General features: G+C 38.8%; 13 protein-coding genes. 6 read left to right on the top strand and 7 right to left on the bottom strand.

What is annotated here, in order from left to right; all coding sequences use genetic code 11:
* Nucleotides 1-17: 17 nt before the first annotated feature.
* Nucleotides 18-2,654 carry a DNA polymerase III subunit alpha gene (locus ACE1CA_RS30320; protein ID WP_413277996.1) on the top strand — a complete coding sequence of 879 codons (2,637 nt, stop codon included), beginning with the start codon at nt 18-20 and terminating at the stop codon, nt 2,652-2,654.
* 57 nt (nt 2,655-2,711) lie between these two features.
* On the top strand, nt 2,712-4,076 hold the full coding sequence (locus tag ACE1CA_RS30315) for a helix-hairpin-helix domain-containing protein (protein WP_413277997.1): 1,365 nt from the start codon (nt 2,712-2,714) through the stop codon (nt 4,074-4,076).
* A 2-nt stretch (nt 4,077-4,078) separates the two neighbouring features.
* Here the strand turns inward: ACE1CA_RS30315 and ACE1CA_RS30310 are convergent, their stop codons facing one another.
* From ACE1CA_RS30310 to ACE1CA_RS30290, 5 genes are all read right to left on the bottom strand, one after another.
* Nucleotides 4,079-6,046 carry a protein kinase domain-containing protein gene (locus ACE1CA_RS30310; protein ID WP_486517591.1) on the bottom strand — a complete coding sequence of 656 codons (1,968 nt, stop codon included), beginning with the start codon at nt 6,044-6,046 and terminating at the stop codon, nt 4,079-4,081.
* Between the two features lie 108 nt (nt 6,047-6,154).
* On the bottom strand, nt 6,155-6,460 hold the full coding sequence (locus ACE1CA_RS30305; protein WP_413277999.1) for a DUF3593 domain-containing protein: 306 nt from the start codon (nt 6,458-6,460) through the stop codon (nt 6,155-6,157).
* Nucleotides 6,457-6,813 carry a DUF2499 domain-containing protein gene (locus tag ACE1CA_RS30300; protein WP_413278000.1) on the bottom strand — a complete coding sequence of 119 codons (357 nt, stop codon included), beginning with the start codon at nt 6,811-6,813 and terminating at the stop codon, nt 6,457-6,459. The genes ACE1CA_RS30305 and ACE1CA_RS30300 overlap by 4 nt, the downstream gene beginning before the upstream one ends.
* A 150-nt stretch (nt 6,814-6,963) precedes the next feature.
* Nucleotides 6,964-7,191 carry a DUF1816 domain-containing protein gene (locus ACE1CA_RS30295; protein ID WP_413278001.1) on the bottom strand — a complete coding sequence of 76 codons (228 nt, stop codon included), beginning with the start codon at nt 7,189-7,191 and terminating at the stop codon, nt 6,964-6,966.
* A gap of 515 nt (nt 7,192-7,706) precedes the next feature.
* Entirely contained in the window at nt 7,707-8,792 is a 1,086-nt protein-coding gene (locus ACE1CA_RS30290; protein ID WP_413278002.1) for a PIN/TRAM domain-containing protein, read from the bottom strand.
* Nucleotides 8,793-9,121: 329 nt separating this feature from the next.
* Between ACE1CA_RS30290 and hemW the strand changes: the two genes are divergently transcribed.
* Together hemW and ACE1CA_RS30280 are read left to right on the top strand one after the other, a co-directional pair.
* Entirely contained in the window at nt 9,122-10,372 is a 1,251-nt protein-coding gene (gene hemW / locus ACE1CA_RS30285; protein WP_413278003.1) for a radical SAM family heme chaperone HemW, read from the top strand.
* Between the two features lie 340 nt (nt 10,373-10,712).
* Nucleotides 10,713-11,477, top strand: coding sequence for a hypothetical protein (locus tag ACE1CA_RS30280; RefSeq protein WP_413278004.1), 765 nt, complete (start codon nt 10,713-10,715; stop codon nt 11,475-11,477).
* 246 nt (nt 11,478-11,723) lie between these two features.
* Here the strand turns inward: ACE1CA_RS30280 and ACE1CA_RS30275 are convergent, their stop codons facing one another.
* Nucleotides 11,724-11,957 carry a hypothetical protein gene (locus ACE1CA_RS30275; RefSeq protein WP_413278005.1) on the bottom strand — a complete coding sequence of 78 codons (234 nt, stop codon included), beginning with the start codon at nt 11,955-11,957 and terminating at the stop codon, nt 11,724-11,726.
* A 150-nt stretch (nt 11,958-12,107) separates the two neighbouring features.
* On the opposite strand from ACE1CA_RS30275, the gene ACE1CA_RS30270 reads away from it, so the two are divergent.
* Both ACE1CA_RS30270 and ACE1CA_RS30265 read left to right on the top strand, forming a co-directional pair.
* Nucleotides 12,108-14,192: an NAD(P)/FAD-dependent oxidoreductase gene (locus ACE1CA_RS30270; RefSeq protein ID WP_413278006.1), complete on the top strand. Its 2,085-nt coding sequence runs from the start codon at nt 12,108-12,110 to the stop codon at nt 14,190-14,192.
* A 334-nt stretch (nt 14,193-14,526) separates the two neighbouring features.
* Entirely contained in the window at nt 14,527-15,003 is a 477-nt protein-coding gene (locus ACE1CA_RS30265) for a DUF2808 domain-containing protein (protein WP_413278007.1), read from the top strand.
* 170 nt (nt 15,004-15,173) lie between these two features.
* On the opposite strand, the gene ACE1CA_RS30260 is transcribed toward ACE1CA_RS30265, so the two are convergent.
* On the bottom strand, nt 15,174-16,784 hold the full coding sequence (locus ACE1CA_RS30260; RefSeq protein WP_413278008.1) for a mitotic spindle assembly checkpoint protein MAD1: 1,611 nt from the start codon (nt 16,782-16,784) through the stop codon (nt 15,174-15,176).
* Nucleotides 16,785-16,881: the final 97 nt, after the last annotated feature.

Raw genomic sequence — 16,881 nt, 5'->3', positions numbered from 1 at the left:
ACCTATTACCAAAAACTATGTCTTTTGTTGGTTTACACACTCACAGCGATTACAGTTTACTTGATGGCGCGAGTCAAATTCCTGAACTGATCGATCGCGTTATCGAATTGGGTATGCCTGCGATCGCACTTACGGATCATGGTGTAATGTATGGTGCGATCGAATTAATTAAAGTTTGCCGGAATAAGAACGTAAAGCCGATCGTTGGTAACGAAATGTACGTGGTAGAAGGCGAACTAGAAAAACAAGAAAAACGTCGTCGCAAATATCACCAAATTGTCTTAGCCAAAGATACCCAAGGTTACAAAAACCTTGTTAAATTAACTACTATTTCTCACCTGCAAGGCGTTCAAGGCAAAGGAATTTTTTCCCGTCCTTGTATTAACAGAGATTTACTCAAACAATATCACGAAGGGTTAATTGTTACCAGCGGTTGTCGTGCAGGTTTAGTTCCCCAACTAATTTTACAAGGTAAATTAAAAGAAGCTAGAGAATGCGCTAAATGGTATCAAGAAGTATTTCAAGATGATTATTATTTAGAAATTCAAGATCACGGTTATTTAGAAGACAGAATTGTTAATGTTGAAATCGTTAAAATTTCTCAAGAATTAGGCATAAAAATTGTCGCCACTAATGATTCCCATTTTACAGGTTGCTCCGATGTAGAAGCACACGACGCTTTATTATGTATTAACACAGGTCAGAAATTAATAGAAGACAACCGAATGCGCTATAGCGGGACAGAATATTTAAAATCTCCTGAAGAAATGACACATTTGTTCCGCGATCATTTGCCAGATGAAGTAATTAAAGAGGCAATTAATAACACTTTAGAAGTAGCAGAAAAAGTTAAAAAATACGAAATATTTAATGAGCCAAGATTACCTGATTATCCCGTTCCTCCAGAGCATACACCAAGCACTTATTTAGAAAAACTAGCTAGAGAAGGATTACAAGAAAGATGCAATAGTCGTAGTTATAATGACATCGAATCGGCATATAAAGAACGCCTGGAATATGAATTAAAAATGATCGAACAGATGGGATTTTCCACTTACTTTTTAGTAGTGGGAGACTACATCAGATTTGCTAGAGATAAAGGCATTCCAATTGGACCCGGAAGAGGTTCGGCGGCAGGTTCTTTAGTTGCTTATGCTTTAAGAATTACTAATATCGATCCGGTACATCACGGATTATTATTTGAACGGTTCTTAAATCCAGAACGGAAATCAATGCCTGATATTGATACGGATTTTTGTATTGAAAGAAGGCAAGAAGTAATTGAGTATGTAACCGAAAAATACGGCAAAGAAAGGGTAGCACAAATTATTACTTTTAACCGTTTAACTTCTAAAGCGGTGTTAAAAGATGTCGCTAGAGTGTTGGATATTCCTTACAAAGAAGCCGATGAAATGGCGAAATTAATTCCGGTAGTCAGGGGAAAACCAACTAAGTTAAAGGTGATGATTTCTGATGATACTCCTGCCAAAGAGTTTAAAGAAAAATATGATAATGATGAAAATGTCCGGCGTTGGATTGATATGGCAATGCGGATTGAAGGTACTAACAAAACTTTTGGCGTTCATGCTGCGGGTGTGGTAATTTCTGCTCAACCTTTGGATGAAGTTGTACCGTTACAAAGAAATAATGACGGTTCGGTAATTACTCAGTATTTCATGGAAGATTTGGAATCGCTGGGTTTGTTAAAAATGGATTTTTTGGGGTTGAAAAATCTGACGATTATTCAAAATACATTAGATTTAATTGAAAAAAATCGGGGATTTAAAGTCAATCCAGATGATATTACTTCTGATGAAAGAAAGGCTTTTAAAATTTTGGCTAAAGGTGAAGTAAAAAAACGCCCGCCAGAGGTAGAAAAAACTTATAAAGTGTTAGAAAAAGGTCATTTGGAAGGGGTATTTCAATTAGAATCTTCGGGAATGCTTGATGTGGTAAAAAAATTAAAGCCTTCAAGTATAGAAGATATTTCTTCAATTTTAGCATTGTATCGACCGGGGCCTTTAGATGCGGGATTGATTCCTAAGTTTATCGATCGCAAACACGGCAGAGAAGAGATAAATTACGAACATCCACTGCTAGAACCCATACTTCAAGAAACTTATGCGGTCTTAGTATATCAAGAACAAATCATGAAAATGGCTCAAGATTTGGCAGGATATACTTTAGGACAAGCCGATCTATTGCGGCGTGCAATGGGAAAAAAGAAAGCTGAAGAAATGCAGAAACAGCGGGAAAGTTTTATTGACGGTGCAACTAAAAATGGAGTTAATAAAAGAATAGCAGAACAGTTATTCGATCAAATGGTTTTGTTTGCTGAATATTGTTTAAGCTATGACACTGAAATAATGACTGTGGAATATGGCGCAATGCCGATCGGGAAAATTGTGGAAGAAAGCATATATTGTACAGTTTATAGCGTTGATAGTAATGGCTTTATATATACTCAACCGATCGCTCAATTTCATAATCGAGGACAACAAGAAGTTTTTGAATATTCCTTAGAAGATGGTTCAATTATTCGAGCAACGAAAGACCATAAATTTATGACTACTGATGATCAAATGTTGCCAATCGATGAAATTTTTGCCAAAGGGTTAGATTTAAAGCAAGTGGCACAAATAGAGGAGTTATAAACTTAGGATTACAAAGAAAAAAGTCAAAAATTGAACAAATACTAGGGAGTTACAAACGTGGTTAAAATTGTCAGTCGTAAATCATTGGGAGTTCAACCTGTTTACGATATCGGTGTTGAACGCGATCATAACTTTATTTTTGCAAATGGCTTAATCGCTTCTAATTGCTTTAACAAATCCCATTCAACTGCTTACGCTTACGTCACTTACCAAACTGCTTATTTAAAAGCAAATTTCACAGTAGAATACATGGCGGCATTGCTAACAGCTAATAGTGGCGATCAAGATAAAGTACAAAAATACATTGCTAACTGTCAGGAATTAAACATTAAAGTAGAAGGGCCAGATATTAACCGTTCTGATATTGATTTTACACCTTCAGATGGTAAAATTTTGTTTGGTTTGTCAGCTGTTAAAAATGTTGGGGAAAATGCTATTGAGAGCATTTTAGAAGCGAGAAGACAAGGTGGAAAATTTAAAGATTTGGCGGATTTGTGCGATCGCATTAACCTGCATAGCGTTAACAGTCGTGCTTTAGAAGCATTAATCAAATGTGGTGCATTAGATTGTTTAAACAAAAACCGTCAGCAACTCATTGAACATTTACCTTTCGTCATCACTTGGGCACAAAAAAGTAAAGGAGTTTCCGATCAACCAACTTTATTTGACTTAGAAACAGTCAGAAGTCCTGCACCAAAACCACCACAAGTAAACGATTTTATACCCAAAGAAAAGCTACAATTTGAAAAAGAATTACTGGGTTTTTATGTTTCCGATCATCCCCTAAAAGCTGTTGAAAAATTAGCCCCTAAATTAAGTTTAGATCCCACTCCTATCACTCTTAATCAATTAGCAGAAAACCGAAAAGGTAATGTTCATGTTATTGTCATGATCGCCGAAATTAAAAAAGTGGTAACGAAAAAAGGTGAACCAATGGCAATTTTGCAAATTGAAGACTTAACTGACAAGATTGAAGCAGTTGTTTTTCCTAAGACTTATGACAAAGTTAACTCTGCTTTAGTAACAGATGTACCACTAATTTTAAAAGGTAAAGTAGACGCAAAAGAAGAACAACTTCAGCTAATTGTTAATGAAGCAGAATTAGTTCCAGCTGATGTACTGGCGAGTCTGGAAGAAACGGAAGAAACAGAAATAGATGAACCAGAATTTATGGTAGTTTTGGAACTCACATTACCACAAATTGAAGACCAAGAACAACTTAATAATTTGAAAGCACTTTTAAAAGAATACTCCAGCGACGAACAGTCAAAATTTCCTGTAATCGCAGTGGTACAAGGAAAACATTTGCGTCAAGCTGTACGCTTTGGTAAAGAGTTCTGGGTGCAGGATTATCAAAATGCTGTTTCCAGTCTTCAAGATGCCAAATTCAATGCTCGGATTTACTCACCAATTCAATTTTAAAATCAACCAAAACCTTGCCAAATTTTGACTGTTTTATCAGAACTAGCACTGACAATTAATTGACCATCAACACTCATTGCTAAAGCATTAACGGCACTAGTATGTTCGCTCAAAGTAGACAGTAATTCACCTGTTTCTAAGCGCCATATCCTAATAGTTTTGTCGCTACTGGCGCTTACCAGAGTTTGACCGTCGGGACTAATTTGTACGCCATTTACATACCCGGTATGTCCCGAAAAAGTCCTAATTAATTCTCCGGTTTGAGTATTCCACAATTTAACTGTTTTGTCTTTACTAGCACTAGCAAGCATTCCTCCATCAGGACTAAATGCTACAGCATAAACTGAATTAAAATGTCCGTAAAGAGTGTTAACTAATTCTCCTGTAGCTAACTTCCAAAGTTTAATTTGGTTATCTAAACCACCAGTAGCAATTAAATCTCCTTTTGGATCGATCGCTATTGCCTTAATCATTCCCGCAGAAGCAAACAAAGTGCGAATTGGCAACCCATTTTTTAGCCGCCATAATTTGATCGTTCGATCGTCGCCACCACTAACTAAAATTTGTCCATCTGGACTGATTGCTACTGCATTAACATCTCTGGAATGTTCGGTTAAAGTTTGCATTAAAGTAGCAGTGTGTAAATTCCAAAGTTTGATTTTTTCATCATCGCTACCACTAACAAGTATTAAACTATCAGGACTAATAGTTAGAGAATTAACTGCTTTTGTATGTCCTGACAAATTATGTAAAAGTTCTCCAGTTTGCGAACTCCAAACTTTTATTTGGTCATCTAAACCACCACTAGCAATTACTTGTTTATTGGCACTAATAGCTACTGCCATTACCCAAGAAGTATGTCCATTTAAGGTATTGATACAACGCCAAATTCGCTTTGCAGAATTGGAATTTGGTTGCCGGGAAACAGGCGGAGGCGTTATCGGACGGCGAATACTTCTTCCGGGTGCCACTGGAGTTGCAACTGGAGTTTTATTAATATTTAAACTTCCCGAAACACCAGGATTAGGTGCAGGTTGTCGAGCAGATGTAGGTGGGGGAGTAGCTGTAGATGGTTTGGCAGATGTCGGATTTTTCGGTGTAGCGGTTTGCCAACCAACAACGTTTAAATCTTGCCATACTAAATCTGCTGATTGATAACGTTCATTCACCCAATCTTTGAGCATTTTATCTAAAATTTGGGTCAAGTTATCGCTCACATCTGAACCTTTTTTACGTAAATAATCGCGCCAAATCCATTGACCATTTAAAGGATTATAAAGGCTATCGGGTTTTTCTTTAGTCATTAGGTAGATACAGGTTGCACCCAAACTATAAATATCGCTGGCGGGAAATACTTGTCCGTTCCGCAATTGTTCTAATGGTGCATAACCTTCCGTACCTATTTTAGTTCCTGGTAGAGAAGCTGTACTTTCGGTAATTTGTTTGGCAATGCCAAAATCGATTAACACCAATCTACGATCGTTTTTACGGCGAATAATATTAGTTGGTGTGATATCCCGGTGAATTACTTGTCGTTCGTGAACAAATTTTAATACGGGTAAAATATCCCTTAAAACTTCCCGAATTTTTTCTTCACCAAATACTCCCTGTTGCACTAATTCTTGATATAAATTTTGCCCTTCAATAAACTGTTGTACTAAATACAGACGTTTATCTTGTTCAAAGTAAGCTAACAGGGTGGGAATTTGGGGATGTACTCCTAATTCATGCAGTCTATATGCTTCTTTATTGAAAAGTTCGATCGCCTTTTCCTGAGATTGCGTCCCTTGAGATTGTACAGAAAATTGCTTAATCACGCAGCTTGCATTTAGCATATCTCGATCGGCTGCAAGATAGGTTCTGCCAAACCCTCCTTGTCCGATAGGTTTAATTACTCGGTAACGGTTTCTCAGTAGTGGTTCTAGTTTGCTACCGCAGTTTTGGCAGACCTTTCTACCTGGAGGATTCAACGGTTGTTTACAATTGGGGTTGAGGCAACATATCATAATTGGCAAAGCACCCGCAGGCTTAATTTTTTCTAGTTAGCAGGTTTTTCTGTCTTGATACTATCTTTTTTGTTAAAGTTTTTCTTGCGGCGATCGCTTCTTTTCCATTATGCCTTGTCTAAAGCCTAACACTACCAAAATATTTGCCAGTGTTAAAAAAAACTCAGCACCACCATGCAACCAATCAACGTTTGCTAAAGCCTCACCAAGAACTATTTTTGCGTAAATTCCCGCTGGAATGGTGACACCGACAAATACCAAAGTCATATAAAACCCAATTAAACCTAAACGTGGCATTTGTTGGGAACGAGTAATAAACCACAAGAAACCCAAATAGGGAAATAGTGACACTATAAACAGGGTGTCTTTAGAAATCATAGTCCTAATTTAGTTGAAGATTGCGTTTGAGTCTGACTTTCAGGTGTTTTTACCCTAGCAGATTTAGCCGATCGCCAAATCAACCAACCAGCTATCAACAAAGTAAAATTCCCCAGTACCGTCGTCGAAGCTTGCAGAGTTACCAACCATTCCAGCGACTTCGGGTTATCGAAGTAGTGCCAAGTGCAAGCACACATCGCACTCACCAAAGCTGGCAACATTCCCATAGACAAAGCGTACCACGCTCGGTTCTTCGTGACTTCACCATAAGTCCAAATTAACCAAATCGCAGCCATCCACTCAATAACGCTAGAAACGTGAATGATCCAAGTCGGGATTGAAAGGGCGTGCATGAATCAAGAATAAATAAAATTTATTCTATGTCATTTTGGTTAAAGTAACTAATTTATTTTTGTAAATATAATCGATAAATTATTCTAGCTGAGTTCATCACTAAAATAACTCTCAGCTAGTCATCTCTGCCGATGATTCCCACCCCCAATTTAAGCTGGAACCTTGATTCCCCTTTCCTTGCCTGGATCTTCCAAGTCTATAGTTAATTCCAAAGGATTAAAGAATTTAATCCTTGTATCAATAATTTCTGCTTGTTCCTGTCTTAAATCTTCTACGTAACCACCCTTCTCTAATTCCGCTTCCCTTAGAGTATCAAAAGGCCCAAAATAATAAATACAGTTAGGCTTCTTGGTAACAATCTCCAACCACCAAGACATTTTTTTATCTCCCTTTCTTTTGGCAATAAAGTTGTGTTATTCTTAACTTTTTTACTTTTCGGTAAACAATGATTAACTAAGTTAATTGAACATAGAAAATAATTATAAGGCAAGCAGTAAAGAAAAATTGATATCAAGAATACAATTAGCCAAATTTTACAAAAAATGATAGTTTTTGTTTAGTGCCAGAAGTCAGAAGGAAAGAAAGCTAAAATAAAGATTTTCACTTAGTTTTTTGTCATAATTATTTCTACTACACTACACTGGTTATCTTGGCAACAGGCATAAATTTTATCTACAATACATCGAAATTTTAAGTTAAGGTTTAACGACAAAAGCGATCCCAAAATTTACCTGGATGTAATTGTATATTTTGTATTAATAAAGAAAGATATTAGATGCAGCGATCCTTTTTTTCCCAAACTAATATTGACAATAAATTTCCCCCAAGCTAAAGTGAAATAATACTTCAGATTGGGGGCGGGGGTAAAAGTCTTCAGTTGCGATCGTCACCATCAAACCTTCAAACCTTCAGCTGCCTGGGGACGGGCAAAAATCATCCTTCCGGCAGTAGTTTGCAAAGCAGAAGTTACTATCACTCGCAACTCACTACCCACGTACTTATTACCCTCCTCAACTACAACCAATGTCCCATCATCCAAGTAACCGATACCTTGACTTGGTTCCTTACCTTCCTTAAGAATTTTCAAATCCAAGCTGTCACCAGGTAAGTAACTCGGACGAATAGCGTGGGCTAAATCGTTAATATTCAACACAGGCACTTTTTGCAGACTAGCAACTTTACTCAAGTTGTAATCATTAGTTAATAAAGTGCCATTAATTTCCTGCGCTAAACGCACCAACTTAGCATCTACCGTAGGAATATCTTCATAGTCAGCAGAGTGAATCACAATTCTTTCCTGGTAATCCTCTTTCATCCGGTTCAGAATTTCTAAACCGCGACGACCCCTGACTCTTTTTTGGTCGTTAGAAGCATCCGCCACTTGTTGTAATTCTCGCAGGACAAACTGCGGTACTAAAATTTGCCCTTCCACAAAACCAGTAGCAAGTAATTCTTCAATCCGACCATCGATAATGCAACTGGTATCTAAAACCTTTGTCGCCGCTGGTTTGAGGGTACCTTCTGCTACCAGCAAAGTTTCTGCTGTATGGGGATTAATTAGTCGCAGGAAGTTACGTCCGTGAGTGTCTGCTAAACTGATGCCAGTAAAAGCAAACATTACACTACCTAAAACTGCAACTACGGGCTTAATAAAACCAAAGTCTGTGGGAATGGGTAGGAGAAAAATTGGTGCTAACATCAAGTTGGCTACCAGCAACCCCAATACTAAACCAATGGCGCGTGTTAAAAGCACGTCCACAGGCATTTCTCGCACTTTTCTTTCTAAGCGACGATAGGTAGTCTGAAAGCTTAAACCAATGGCTGCGCCTATAATGGCACTAAACCCGGCAAGAACTAATCTTAAACCTTCGATGTTCGTCACTGGTTTGAGCATAGTGCTGGGCAAGAGGTCAATGCTATCGAACCCAATACCAGCTGCTGCTACGATGAATAAAATAATGATGATTGCGTCAAGCATTGTTTTCAGCTGATTGTGTTTTAGTTTCCATCTGGGAAGAATGAAGAAACCATTAGAAAAATCTCAGGATTTGAGATTTATATCGTTCCATTATACTCCTTGGTTTGTTTTTGGTTCTTTCGTAGATTCCTGGTAGGAAAACCGTACACTCACAACAGTTAAGCCTGATTTTTAGAAATTTTTTTGATTAAATTCACAAGTATTTACAAATTAATTAAGGTTTATTCATAATTTTGGGGCTATGTAATAATTAATTATTTCCTTCGTGGCTATTTTAAAGACCTATCGGAATGACATTAGTTCAATTCTTCAGATGTAACTCAAAGCGAATGATTATAAATTTACCAAGGGAAAGTAAAAATTACAACATAGATTTAGATATTCCGATTGCTGCGTATATTCATATTCCTTTTTGTCGGCGGCGTTGTTTCTATTGTGATTTTCCGATTTCGGTGTTGGGCGATCGCACTCGCGGCGAAAACTCTGGCACAATTGTCGAATATATTGATATCCTTTGCCAAGAAATTGCTGTAACTCCAGCACAGGGAAAACCTTTAACAACCGTTTTCTTTGGTGGGGGAACTCCTTCACTTTTGTCTCCCAACCAAATTGAAACTATCTTAACAACTTTAGCCAATAAATATGGTATTACTAGTAATGCAGAAATCTCGTTAGAAATAGACCCGGCAACTTTTGATTTACCGCAGATTCAGGGATATAAAACTGCTGGAATTACCCGGTTTAGTCTAGGGGTGCAAGCTTTTCAGGATGAATTGTTACAGGTTTGTGGTCGATCGCATACTGTTGCTGATATTTTAGCTGCAATTGATTTAATTCGCCAAATCGATCCCCCCGAATTTAGCATCGATTTAATTTCAGGATTGCCGAAACAAACGATCGCACAATGGGAAGAGAGTCTAAGGAAAGCCGTTGCGATCGCGCCAACCCACATCTCCGTTTACGACCTAATTATTGAAGATGGTACAGCTTTTGGACGCTATTATCAACCAGGTTCGCAACCCTTACCAACCGACGAAACCACCGCCCAAATGTATCGCCTCACCCAACAAATACTAACTAATTCTGGTTACGAACATTACGAAATTTCCAACTACGCCCAACCCGGACATCAATGCCGTCATAATCGAGTTTACTGGGAAAATCGACCCTATTACGCTTTTGGAATGGGTGCGGCTAGTTATGTCGATCGTCAGCGTTTTACTCGACCAAGAAAACGTCAAGAATACTACGCTTGGGTAGAAAAATTAATCGCTGCCAACGGCATTTTAGATGCTCCCCAAGTTGACGAACAGGATATTTTACTAGAAACATTAATGTTAGGATTGCGGTTATCCGAAGGCTTAGACTTAGCAATTTTAGAGGAAAAATTCGGCAAAAAAACCTTAGAAAAAATTTGGCATTGCTTACAACCTTATTATCAAACAGGTTGGGTAGAAATCTCCGTCAATAATGATACAAACAGGTTAAAATTAACCGATCCCGAAGGCTTTTTGTTTTCTAATACAGTACTTGCTGCTTTGTTTAGTTATCTAGAAAACACAGAAGTAGAGGAAAGTTAAAAAATTTAACGGATTTTTAACTGATTAATTTTTGTAAATAAATTTGCTGTTTTGTACTATTTATGATAAAAATTCCTCCAAACAACAGGTAATTGCTCGCTATTGCCCGAAAAATTAAGAATTGCCGAAGGCAATTTGCCACGAGGCAAATTAAAAACACCAATTTTTGCCAAGATTATTATTAGATATCTGGCAAAAGTTTTACTCTAATAAGGGAAAAAAATAAAGGTTTAAAGAGAAAGGAACAATCCGACTCTTGACCCTTTAGCTTAGACCCTTTTCCTAGACTTTTGCCAGAAGTTTATGCAATTGCCATGAAGTTGAATTGGCAAAAAAGGACATGGCTGAAAGAGACATCGACAACAACGCTACAGGCGTTTTGATTCTAATTATTCCCATAGCGTTCGCAATCATAGTCCTATTTAAGGCTTGGCCCATCCTACTGGTCTTAGTTTTGCTCAGTAGTGCTTGGAGTTTTTGGCAACGCTATCAATTGCAAAGGTTGAGCCGAAAAATCAACCCCATATTCCATGAGTTAATCTTAGAAAACCAAGGATGTGTAACTGCACTAGACTTGGCAATGAAAGCAAATCTTTCGGGAAAATCAGCCCAATGGTTTCTGGATGCTAAGGCTGAGGAATTTGCTGCTCAAAAACACATTTATGAAGACAAGGGTACGGTGTATTACTTTATTACTGCCAGCACTCTGGGAAAAATATTTGAAGGAAGTGATTCCCATGATGATAGTCAGAAAACACTATACCTAAGTCAGCCAAAAGAGTTGTTTCTCAAAGCAATTCCTGAACCGGAAATCACGGAGGAAACCTCTGATTATCTTGAGGAAGAATTTGAAGAAGACTATATTCCAGAAACAGATGATGCAAAGGAGGCAATTCCCAAAAAACATCCGCTGTTTCAATCTCTGATTCAATCGGAATTAGCCAGACGGTTGCGCGTACATTCAAGTACGGTGATGAAGAGAAGAGACGATCCCAGTTTTACCGAATGGACTCGCAGAAGAGATCCAGAAGGAATTGCTTGGGAATATTCACCAGATACTAGGGAATTTTTCCCCGTAGAATCTAAGTCATCACGAAAAAAGTGAAGTCTTAGCCGCTGCCGTGATTACCTTTTTCACAGTAGCGGCAAATCTAAATTTGCTGTTGAAGTGATGAAGTTTCCCAAAATCTTCCTTTGCACCGATCGCAATTAGTTCCCAAAATATCTAAACTGATCCCAAGGTAATTTCTTTTTTTTTGTGTGGCTACCAGCCAGGGATAGTTCTGAGTGTTGAATTATGAGTTTTAAGTTAAATTTTCTTAATGACTTAAAACTCAATATTTTCCACTCCCTAAGCAATGCTTTCCCAGGCTTGAGCGACAATTTCTTTGAGCCAGCGGCGTTGCTGCATATCTAATAGGCTATCGTCAGCTAGGACTTCCTCGGTTAGTTGCTCTAAAGATTTGCCTTCAGAGCGAGAAATTTTAATCACTCCGGCGATCGCAGCTGCAATTATTTCTTCATCAACACTTTTTTCTTGTAACGCCATTACCTCTCTAGGGTTGGCTGGAATGGGATAATTCATAGTTAGTTAATTAAGTTATCTCCGTATAGATTTACAAAAATGAGATAATTGTAAAGTTTTTTAAATTACCGTTAAGTATCGGCTATTATATCGCACTTTTAGTGCCTGTCAACACCGTCTCTTTACTTAGCTTTACCGACCTTACTGAGCATGAAAGAAATCCTTTACTTAGAAGTCCCCACCCCGAACACAGATGCAGTTCGCACTTGGTTACAACAGGAGTTTGAGCCAGGTTGGGGCAAAAAGGCGATCGCTCAAGATGGCTTTTGCCTGAGTTCTCCTAAGACTACAAGTAGTACTACAATCATTCCAGAGACAGAGGTTCAGCTTTCGGTTTTTGTCTGGTCGGTACAGCGATCGACATATTTAAAGGTATTCCGTTGGGGGGATCGATCGATTCCGCAAGAAGCACAAATCTTGCAACAGTTGATCGCAAAAATCAGGAAACAATTTCCCCATCAATATCCTGAACCACCTGCGATCGATCTTTCTCAGCAATCAATTTTTGACGCACTCACCCCTTACTACCCTTTAACCGTGCGTTACTTTCAAAAAATGCCCAACGGCGAAAATGACCTGAAACGTGCTTACTGGTGGGAAATGCGGTGGCGCGAAGGAGTACGAAACCCACAGCAACCCAAACAAGTGATTTTTGAGTCAGCAACCCAACCGCAAAACAGCGAAACAACCGATAAATTCGACCTAATTTATATTGGTGGGGCGTTGGGAATAATTCACGCCGCAGTCATGGCGCAATTAGGTTATCGTGTCTTATTGGTGGAACGTTTACCTTTTGGCAGAATGAATCGGGAATGGAACATTTCCCGGATGGAATTTCAAAGTTTAATTGATTTGGGTTTGTTTACTCCCGCTGAATTTGAAAGCGTAATTGCTAGAGAGTATGTTGATGGGTTTAGCAAATTCTTCGATGGCAATAATCCTCAGCATTTAAAAGCACCTGTTTTACACACTCCTACGGTATTAAATATCGCTTTAAATTCGGAAAAATTGCTGCGTTTATGTGGAGAAAAGCTCAAAGCATTGGGGGGAGAAATTTGGGATGAAACTGAATTTATCCGCGCCGATGTTAGCGAAAAACAAGTTACCGTTCAATTAAAACATTTACCTAGCCAAACCGATAAACAAGTAACGGGAAGGTTGTTGGTAGATGCAATGGGAACAGCTTCTCCGATCGCATGGCAATTAAACAAAGGTCGAGCTTTTGATAGTGTTTGTCCGACAGTTGGGGCAGTTTTAACTGGGATTTCTCCAGAAGTTTGGGATACAAAATATGGTGATGTTCTGTTTAGTCACGGCGATATTTCTAGAGGTCGTCAATTAATTTGGGAATTGTTTCCCGGTGAGGGTGATGAACTGACGATTTATTTATTTCATTACCATCAAGTACACCCAGAAAATCCCGGTTCTTTGTTGGAAATGTACGAGGACTTTTTTACGATTTTGCCCGAATATCGCCGTTGCGATCTGGACAAATTAGAGTGGAAAAAGCCAACTTTTGGTTATATTCCGGGGCATTTTAGTGTGGGGAGTAGCGATCGCACGGTGGCGATCGATCGGCTAATTTCCATTGGCGATGCTGCTTCCTTACAATCACCCTTAGTTTTCACCGGATTTGGTTCTTTAGTGCGTAACCTTTCCCGCTTAACAGAACTTCTAGATACCGCCTTAAAACATGACCTTCTCAAAGCCAAACATTTAAACCAAATTCGTGCTTACCAAAGTAATATTGCCGTGACTTGGTTATTTTCCAAAGGCATGATGGTTCCCACAGGAAAATACTTACCACCCCAAAGAATCAACTCCATGTTAAACACATTCTTTGGAATTTTAGCCGCCGAACCACAAAATGTAGCCGAAACATTTATTAAAGACAGATTCGATTGGTTAACCTTCAATCGCCTAGCATTAATAGCGGCAAAAATTAACCCTGCTTTATTACTTTGGATTTGGGAACTCGCTGGCGCAAAAGATATTTTCCGTTGGTTAGGTAGTTACCTTAGTTTCACCTTCAACGCCTTAATTAGTTGGCTATTATCTGGTTGGTTTCCTAATTGGTTACGCAGTCAAAAACCTTGGTTAGAAAAGTGTTATCCAGCACTTTGGTTATGGTTGCTCAGTCAAAGTTACGCTTTTACCACAGGCATGGGAAAACCCAAATCTCGCAGTTTTCAACTGTCAGCTTACCAAAGTAAAAGCCTAGAAGTACAACACTAAGCGGGAACTGGGGACTGGGGACTGGGGACGTTCGGCTGAGCGCTCACGTCGAAGCCTGGGGACTGGGACAAGGGGACAAGGGCGAGTTATGAGTTTTGAGTTATGAGTTTTAAGTTATTAATTCAAAACTTAAAACTTAAAACTCATCACTAACGAAGGGACAAGGGGACAAGGAGAATTTTTTACTTTCTGCCCCTCTGCCCCTCTGCAATAACTGCTAAGTTTCAGCCAAAAATTAGTTAACTATGGGGTGACTTTCATTTTTCTCTCAGGGTATTTTCAGCTTGGCAAATCATCATGCTAATTATCGAAGATTAGTTTTGAGGGTTGCCAAATGAAAGGCTTAATTTATAACAGTTTATCTGCATTATTATTGGCTACAGCAACTGTTGCTACTCCCGTAATGATTACCGCAGCACAGGCACAAATGGTCTTTAGATTTAGTGCACCTGTAATTACCGATTCTGGAGTTTTAGGTACTAGCCATTTTATTAAAATCGCTGTTTTAGGAATGTCTTTGCAAGATTTAATGATTGCTCTACCCAGTCAAATGCAACCATTCCAAAGTGTAAAAGTGACCGATCAAACAGGTAAAGAAATCCCGGCAAATATTGCCATGAATGAAAGAAATATCACCATTACTTTTGCTCAACCAGTAGTTCCTGAAACTAACTTAAAAGTGGAGTTAAGTGGAGTGCGAATCGCGCCAGGAACCGAAAAAAGTTTACTTTATGGAATAACTGCACAAAGAGTAGGTTTGCGGGGAGAAATTCCTGTAGGAACAGCAATTATTAATCTTCCTGAACGGTGATAAGTTATTAAGGGGAGCAGGGGTTTAGGAGAGAGTTTAACCGTTTTTGCTCCCCCTAAATCCCCCTTACCAAGAGGGACGTTGAAAATCGGGTTCCCCCTTGGGTAAGCAGGGGGGATCAAACCAATAATATTTGTAACCAACAACTTGCGTTACTAGTACAACAGAGCTTATTTAGTTTGGCTAGTAGGTCGAGGAAAGCTAGGCAAATCTACGGCAGCTAATGATTTTATTTTCTTGGGAGTACGCTGCGGGTAAACTATCGGTGAAGGCCAACCTGGGTAGGGTTTAGAATCGATCGACTCTTCATTTTTCGCAGCTACTAAATTCGGCTCTGTTGTTGGTGTTGCTGATAGTAATTCTGCTTCTTTAACTGGAGATTCTTCTTGATTTACTGGCAATAAATTAGCTGGTTGAGGAGTCACAGAAGTTTCTTGGGGAGCAACATTTACTGTTGTACCTTGAGTGAGTCTTTCTAATTCTTCCCACATAGCTTCTTCAGCTGCGCCAAAGTTTACTGGGGGCTGATCGATCGATTCTGATTGTAAAGCTGGTGCTAAATTCGGATCGGACTTAGCAATTTCTAAAAATGGATTACTAAAAGATTCATTGCTGGCTTCTAGCTGAGGTTGCAGTCTACTAAATTGAGGCAATATGAGATTTCTGCTGGTTTCTTCTTGAGCAATATTTGATTGTTCGGTGGTGGTTTCTACTGCTGCTGACCAAGGTTTGATTGGTTGGGGTTTGAGTAACAAGTGTACTGCTTCAGAAATATTTTGCGGGTTGGTTTGATTTTCTGAAGAGTTGAGTAAAGCACTAATTTCAGCATTAATTTCTTTGATGGTTGGCATATCAAGACATTTGTCTAATGCCGCTTTAAATTGTAGAGTATAACGCTGTTGTCGCTGTAAACGGTCTTGCAGTTCTTGACGAGTGTTTTCGGTTTGCAAAAGTAGTTGGGATTGTTCGTTGTAACGTTGTTGAATAAAGGCGCATTGACGTTCTAATTCAGCGACTCTTTCTTGGCTACTTTCTAATTGGTGATTTAAGGTTTCTATTAATATTTGCTGACGTTGGGCGACTTGATGAGAAGCTTCTAATTCGCGGAATAAGCGGCCTAATTGTTCTTGGGTAGTATTTAATTCTTTGGATTGTTCGGCGAATTTGGCTTCTGCGGTTTGCGATCGCTTAATCTGCGATTCCAATGCTCGGTTACACTCATCTAATAGTCTTTCTACATCCTGTACGTGAGTGAGTAAATCATTATTTTGCTGTTGCAGTGCTTCGCTTAAATTTACCAACTCTAAAACATCAAAACTCTTTGCTTCTGTCTCAGAAATTTCTGAAACTTCAAGAGTTGGATTCGTAGAGTCAGCTATTTGTGTGCCTTCGTTAGAGCTAGGAGAATCCTCAGAACTAGTAATTACTGGTTCAAATGCTTGTATTGTTTCTAAATTAATTTCAAACAGATTTCTCTCTTCTACCTCTGCTGTTTCTGGCTGTGATTCTTTAGAAATGTCAAACCGCAATCCGCCAGCATCTCCAATAAATGATATCTTTTGCTGTTCTTCGGCTACTTCTTTTGTTTCTTCATTCACTGGTTCCGGGGTGTTGGGCTTTGCTGTACTCGGTTTTTGAATTATAAAGGATATCTCTGATTGGTTTGGTTCGTTTTGTGTATCTAAATCTGCAACCGACTTAATATCATTGGATTCAGTCTCGTTAGGAGAGTTAGTCGGTTTTGGTATGGGGTTATCGAGGGGGTTTTGGGCTTCACTCATGGCTCTAGTTCAAAAGAGTTAAGAATCCTGAATGCGTACTAGTCGTCGCATTGTGAATAGCCTATCTCAGATCGGCTGATTTATTCTAGGTTATTAG

It is taken from the genome of Floridaenema evergladense BLCC-F167, assembly GCF_041929205.2.
In the GTDB taxonomy this organism is placed as follows: domain Bacteria; phylum Cyanobacteriota; class Cyanobacteriia; order Cyanobacteriales; family Aerosakkonemataceae; genus Floridanema; species Floridanema evergladense.
This window is presented reverse-complemented; position numbering and strand designations above follow the sequence as displayed.

Excerpts from the sequence above, each read along its gene's own strand:
- ACE1CA_RS30320 (WP_413277996.1), top strand. The coding sequence starts at position 18 with ATGTCTTTTGTTGGTTTACACACTCACAGCGATTACAGTTTACTTGAT.
- ACE1CA_RS30305 (WP_413277999.1), bottom strand. The coding sequence starts at position 6,460 with ATGATTTCTAAAGACACCCTGTTTATAGTGTCACTATTTCCCTATTTG.
- ACE1CA_RS30300 (WP_413278000.1), bottom strand. The coding sequence starts at position 6,813 with ATGCACGCCCTTTCAATCCCGACTTGGATCATTCACGTTTCTAGCGTT.
- ACE1CA_RS30295 (WP_413278001.1), bottom strand. The coding sequence starts at position 7,191 with ATGTCTTGGTGGTTGGAGATTGTTACCAAGAAGCCTAACTGTATTTAT.
- ACE1CA_RS30290 (WP_413278002.1), bottom strand. The coding sequence starts at position 8,792 with ATGCTTGACGCAATCATCATTATTTTATTCATCGTAGCAGCAGCTGGT.
- hemW (WP_413278003.1), top strand. The coding sequence starts at position 9,122 with ATGATTATAAATTTACCAAGGGAAAGTAAAAATTACAACATAGATTTA.
- ACE1CA_RS30280 (WP_413278004.1), top strand. The coding sequence starts at position 10,713 with ATGGCTGAAAGAGACATCGACAACAACGCTACAGGCGTTTTGATTCTA.
- ACE1CA_RS30275 (WP_413278005.1), bottom strand. The coding sequence starts at position 11,957 with ATGAATTATCCCATTCCAGCCAACCCTAGAGAGGTAATGGCGTTACAA.
- ACE1CA_RS30270 (WP_413278006.1), top strand. The coding sequence starts at position 12,108 with ATGAAAGAAATCCTTTACTTAGAAGTCCCCACCCCGAACACAGATGCA.
- ACE1CA_RS30265 (WP_413278007.1), top strand. The coding sequence starts at position 14,527 with ATGAAAGGCTTAATTTATAACAGTTTATCTGCATTATTATTGGCTACA.
- ACE1CA_RS30260 (WP_413278008.1), bottom strand. The coding sequence starts at position 16,784 with ATGAGTGAAGCCCAAAACCCCCTCGATAACCCCATACCAAAACCGACT.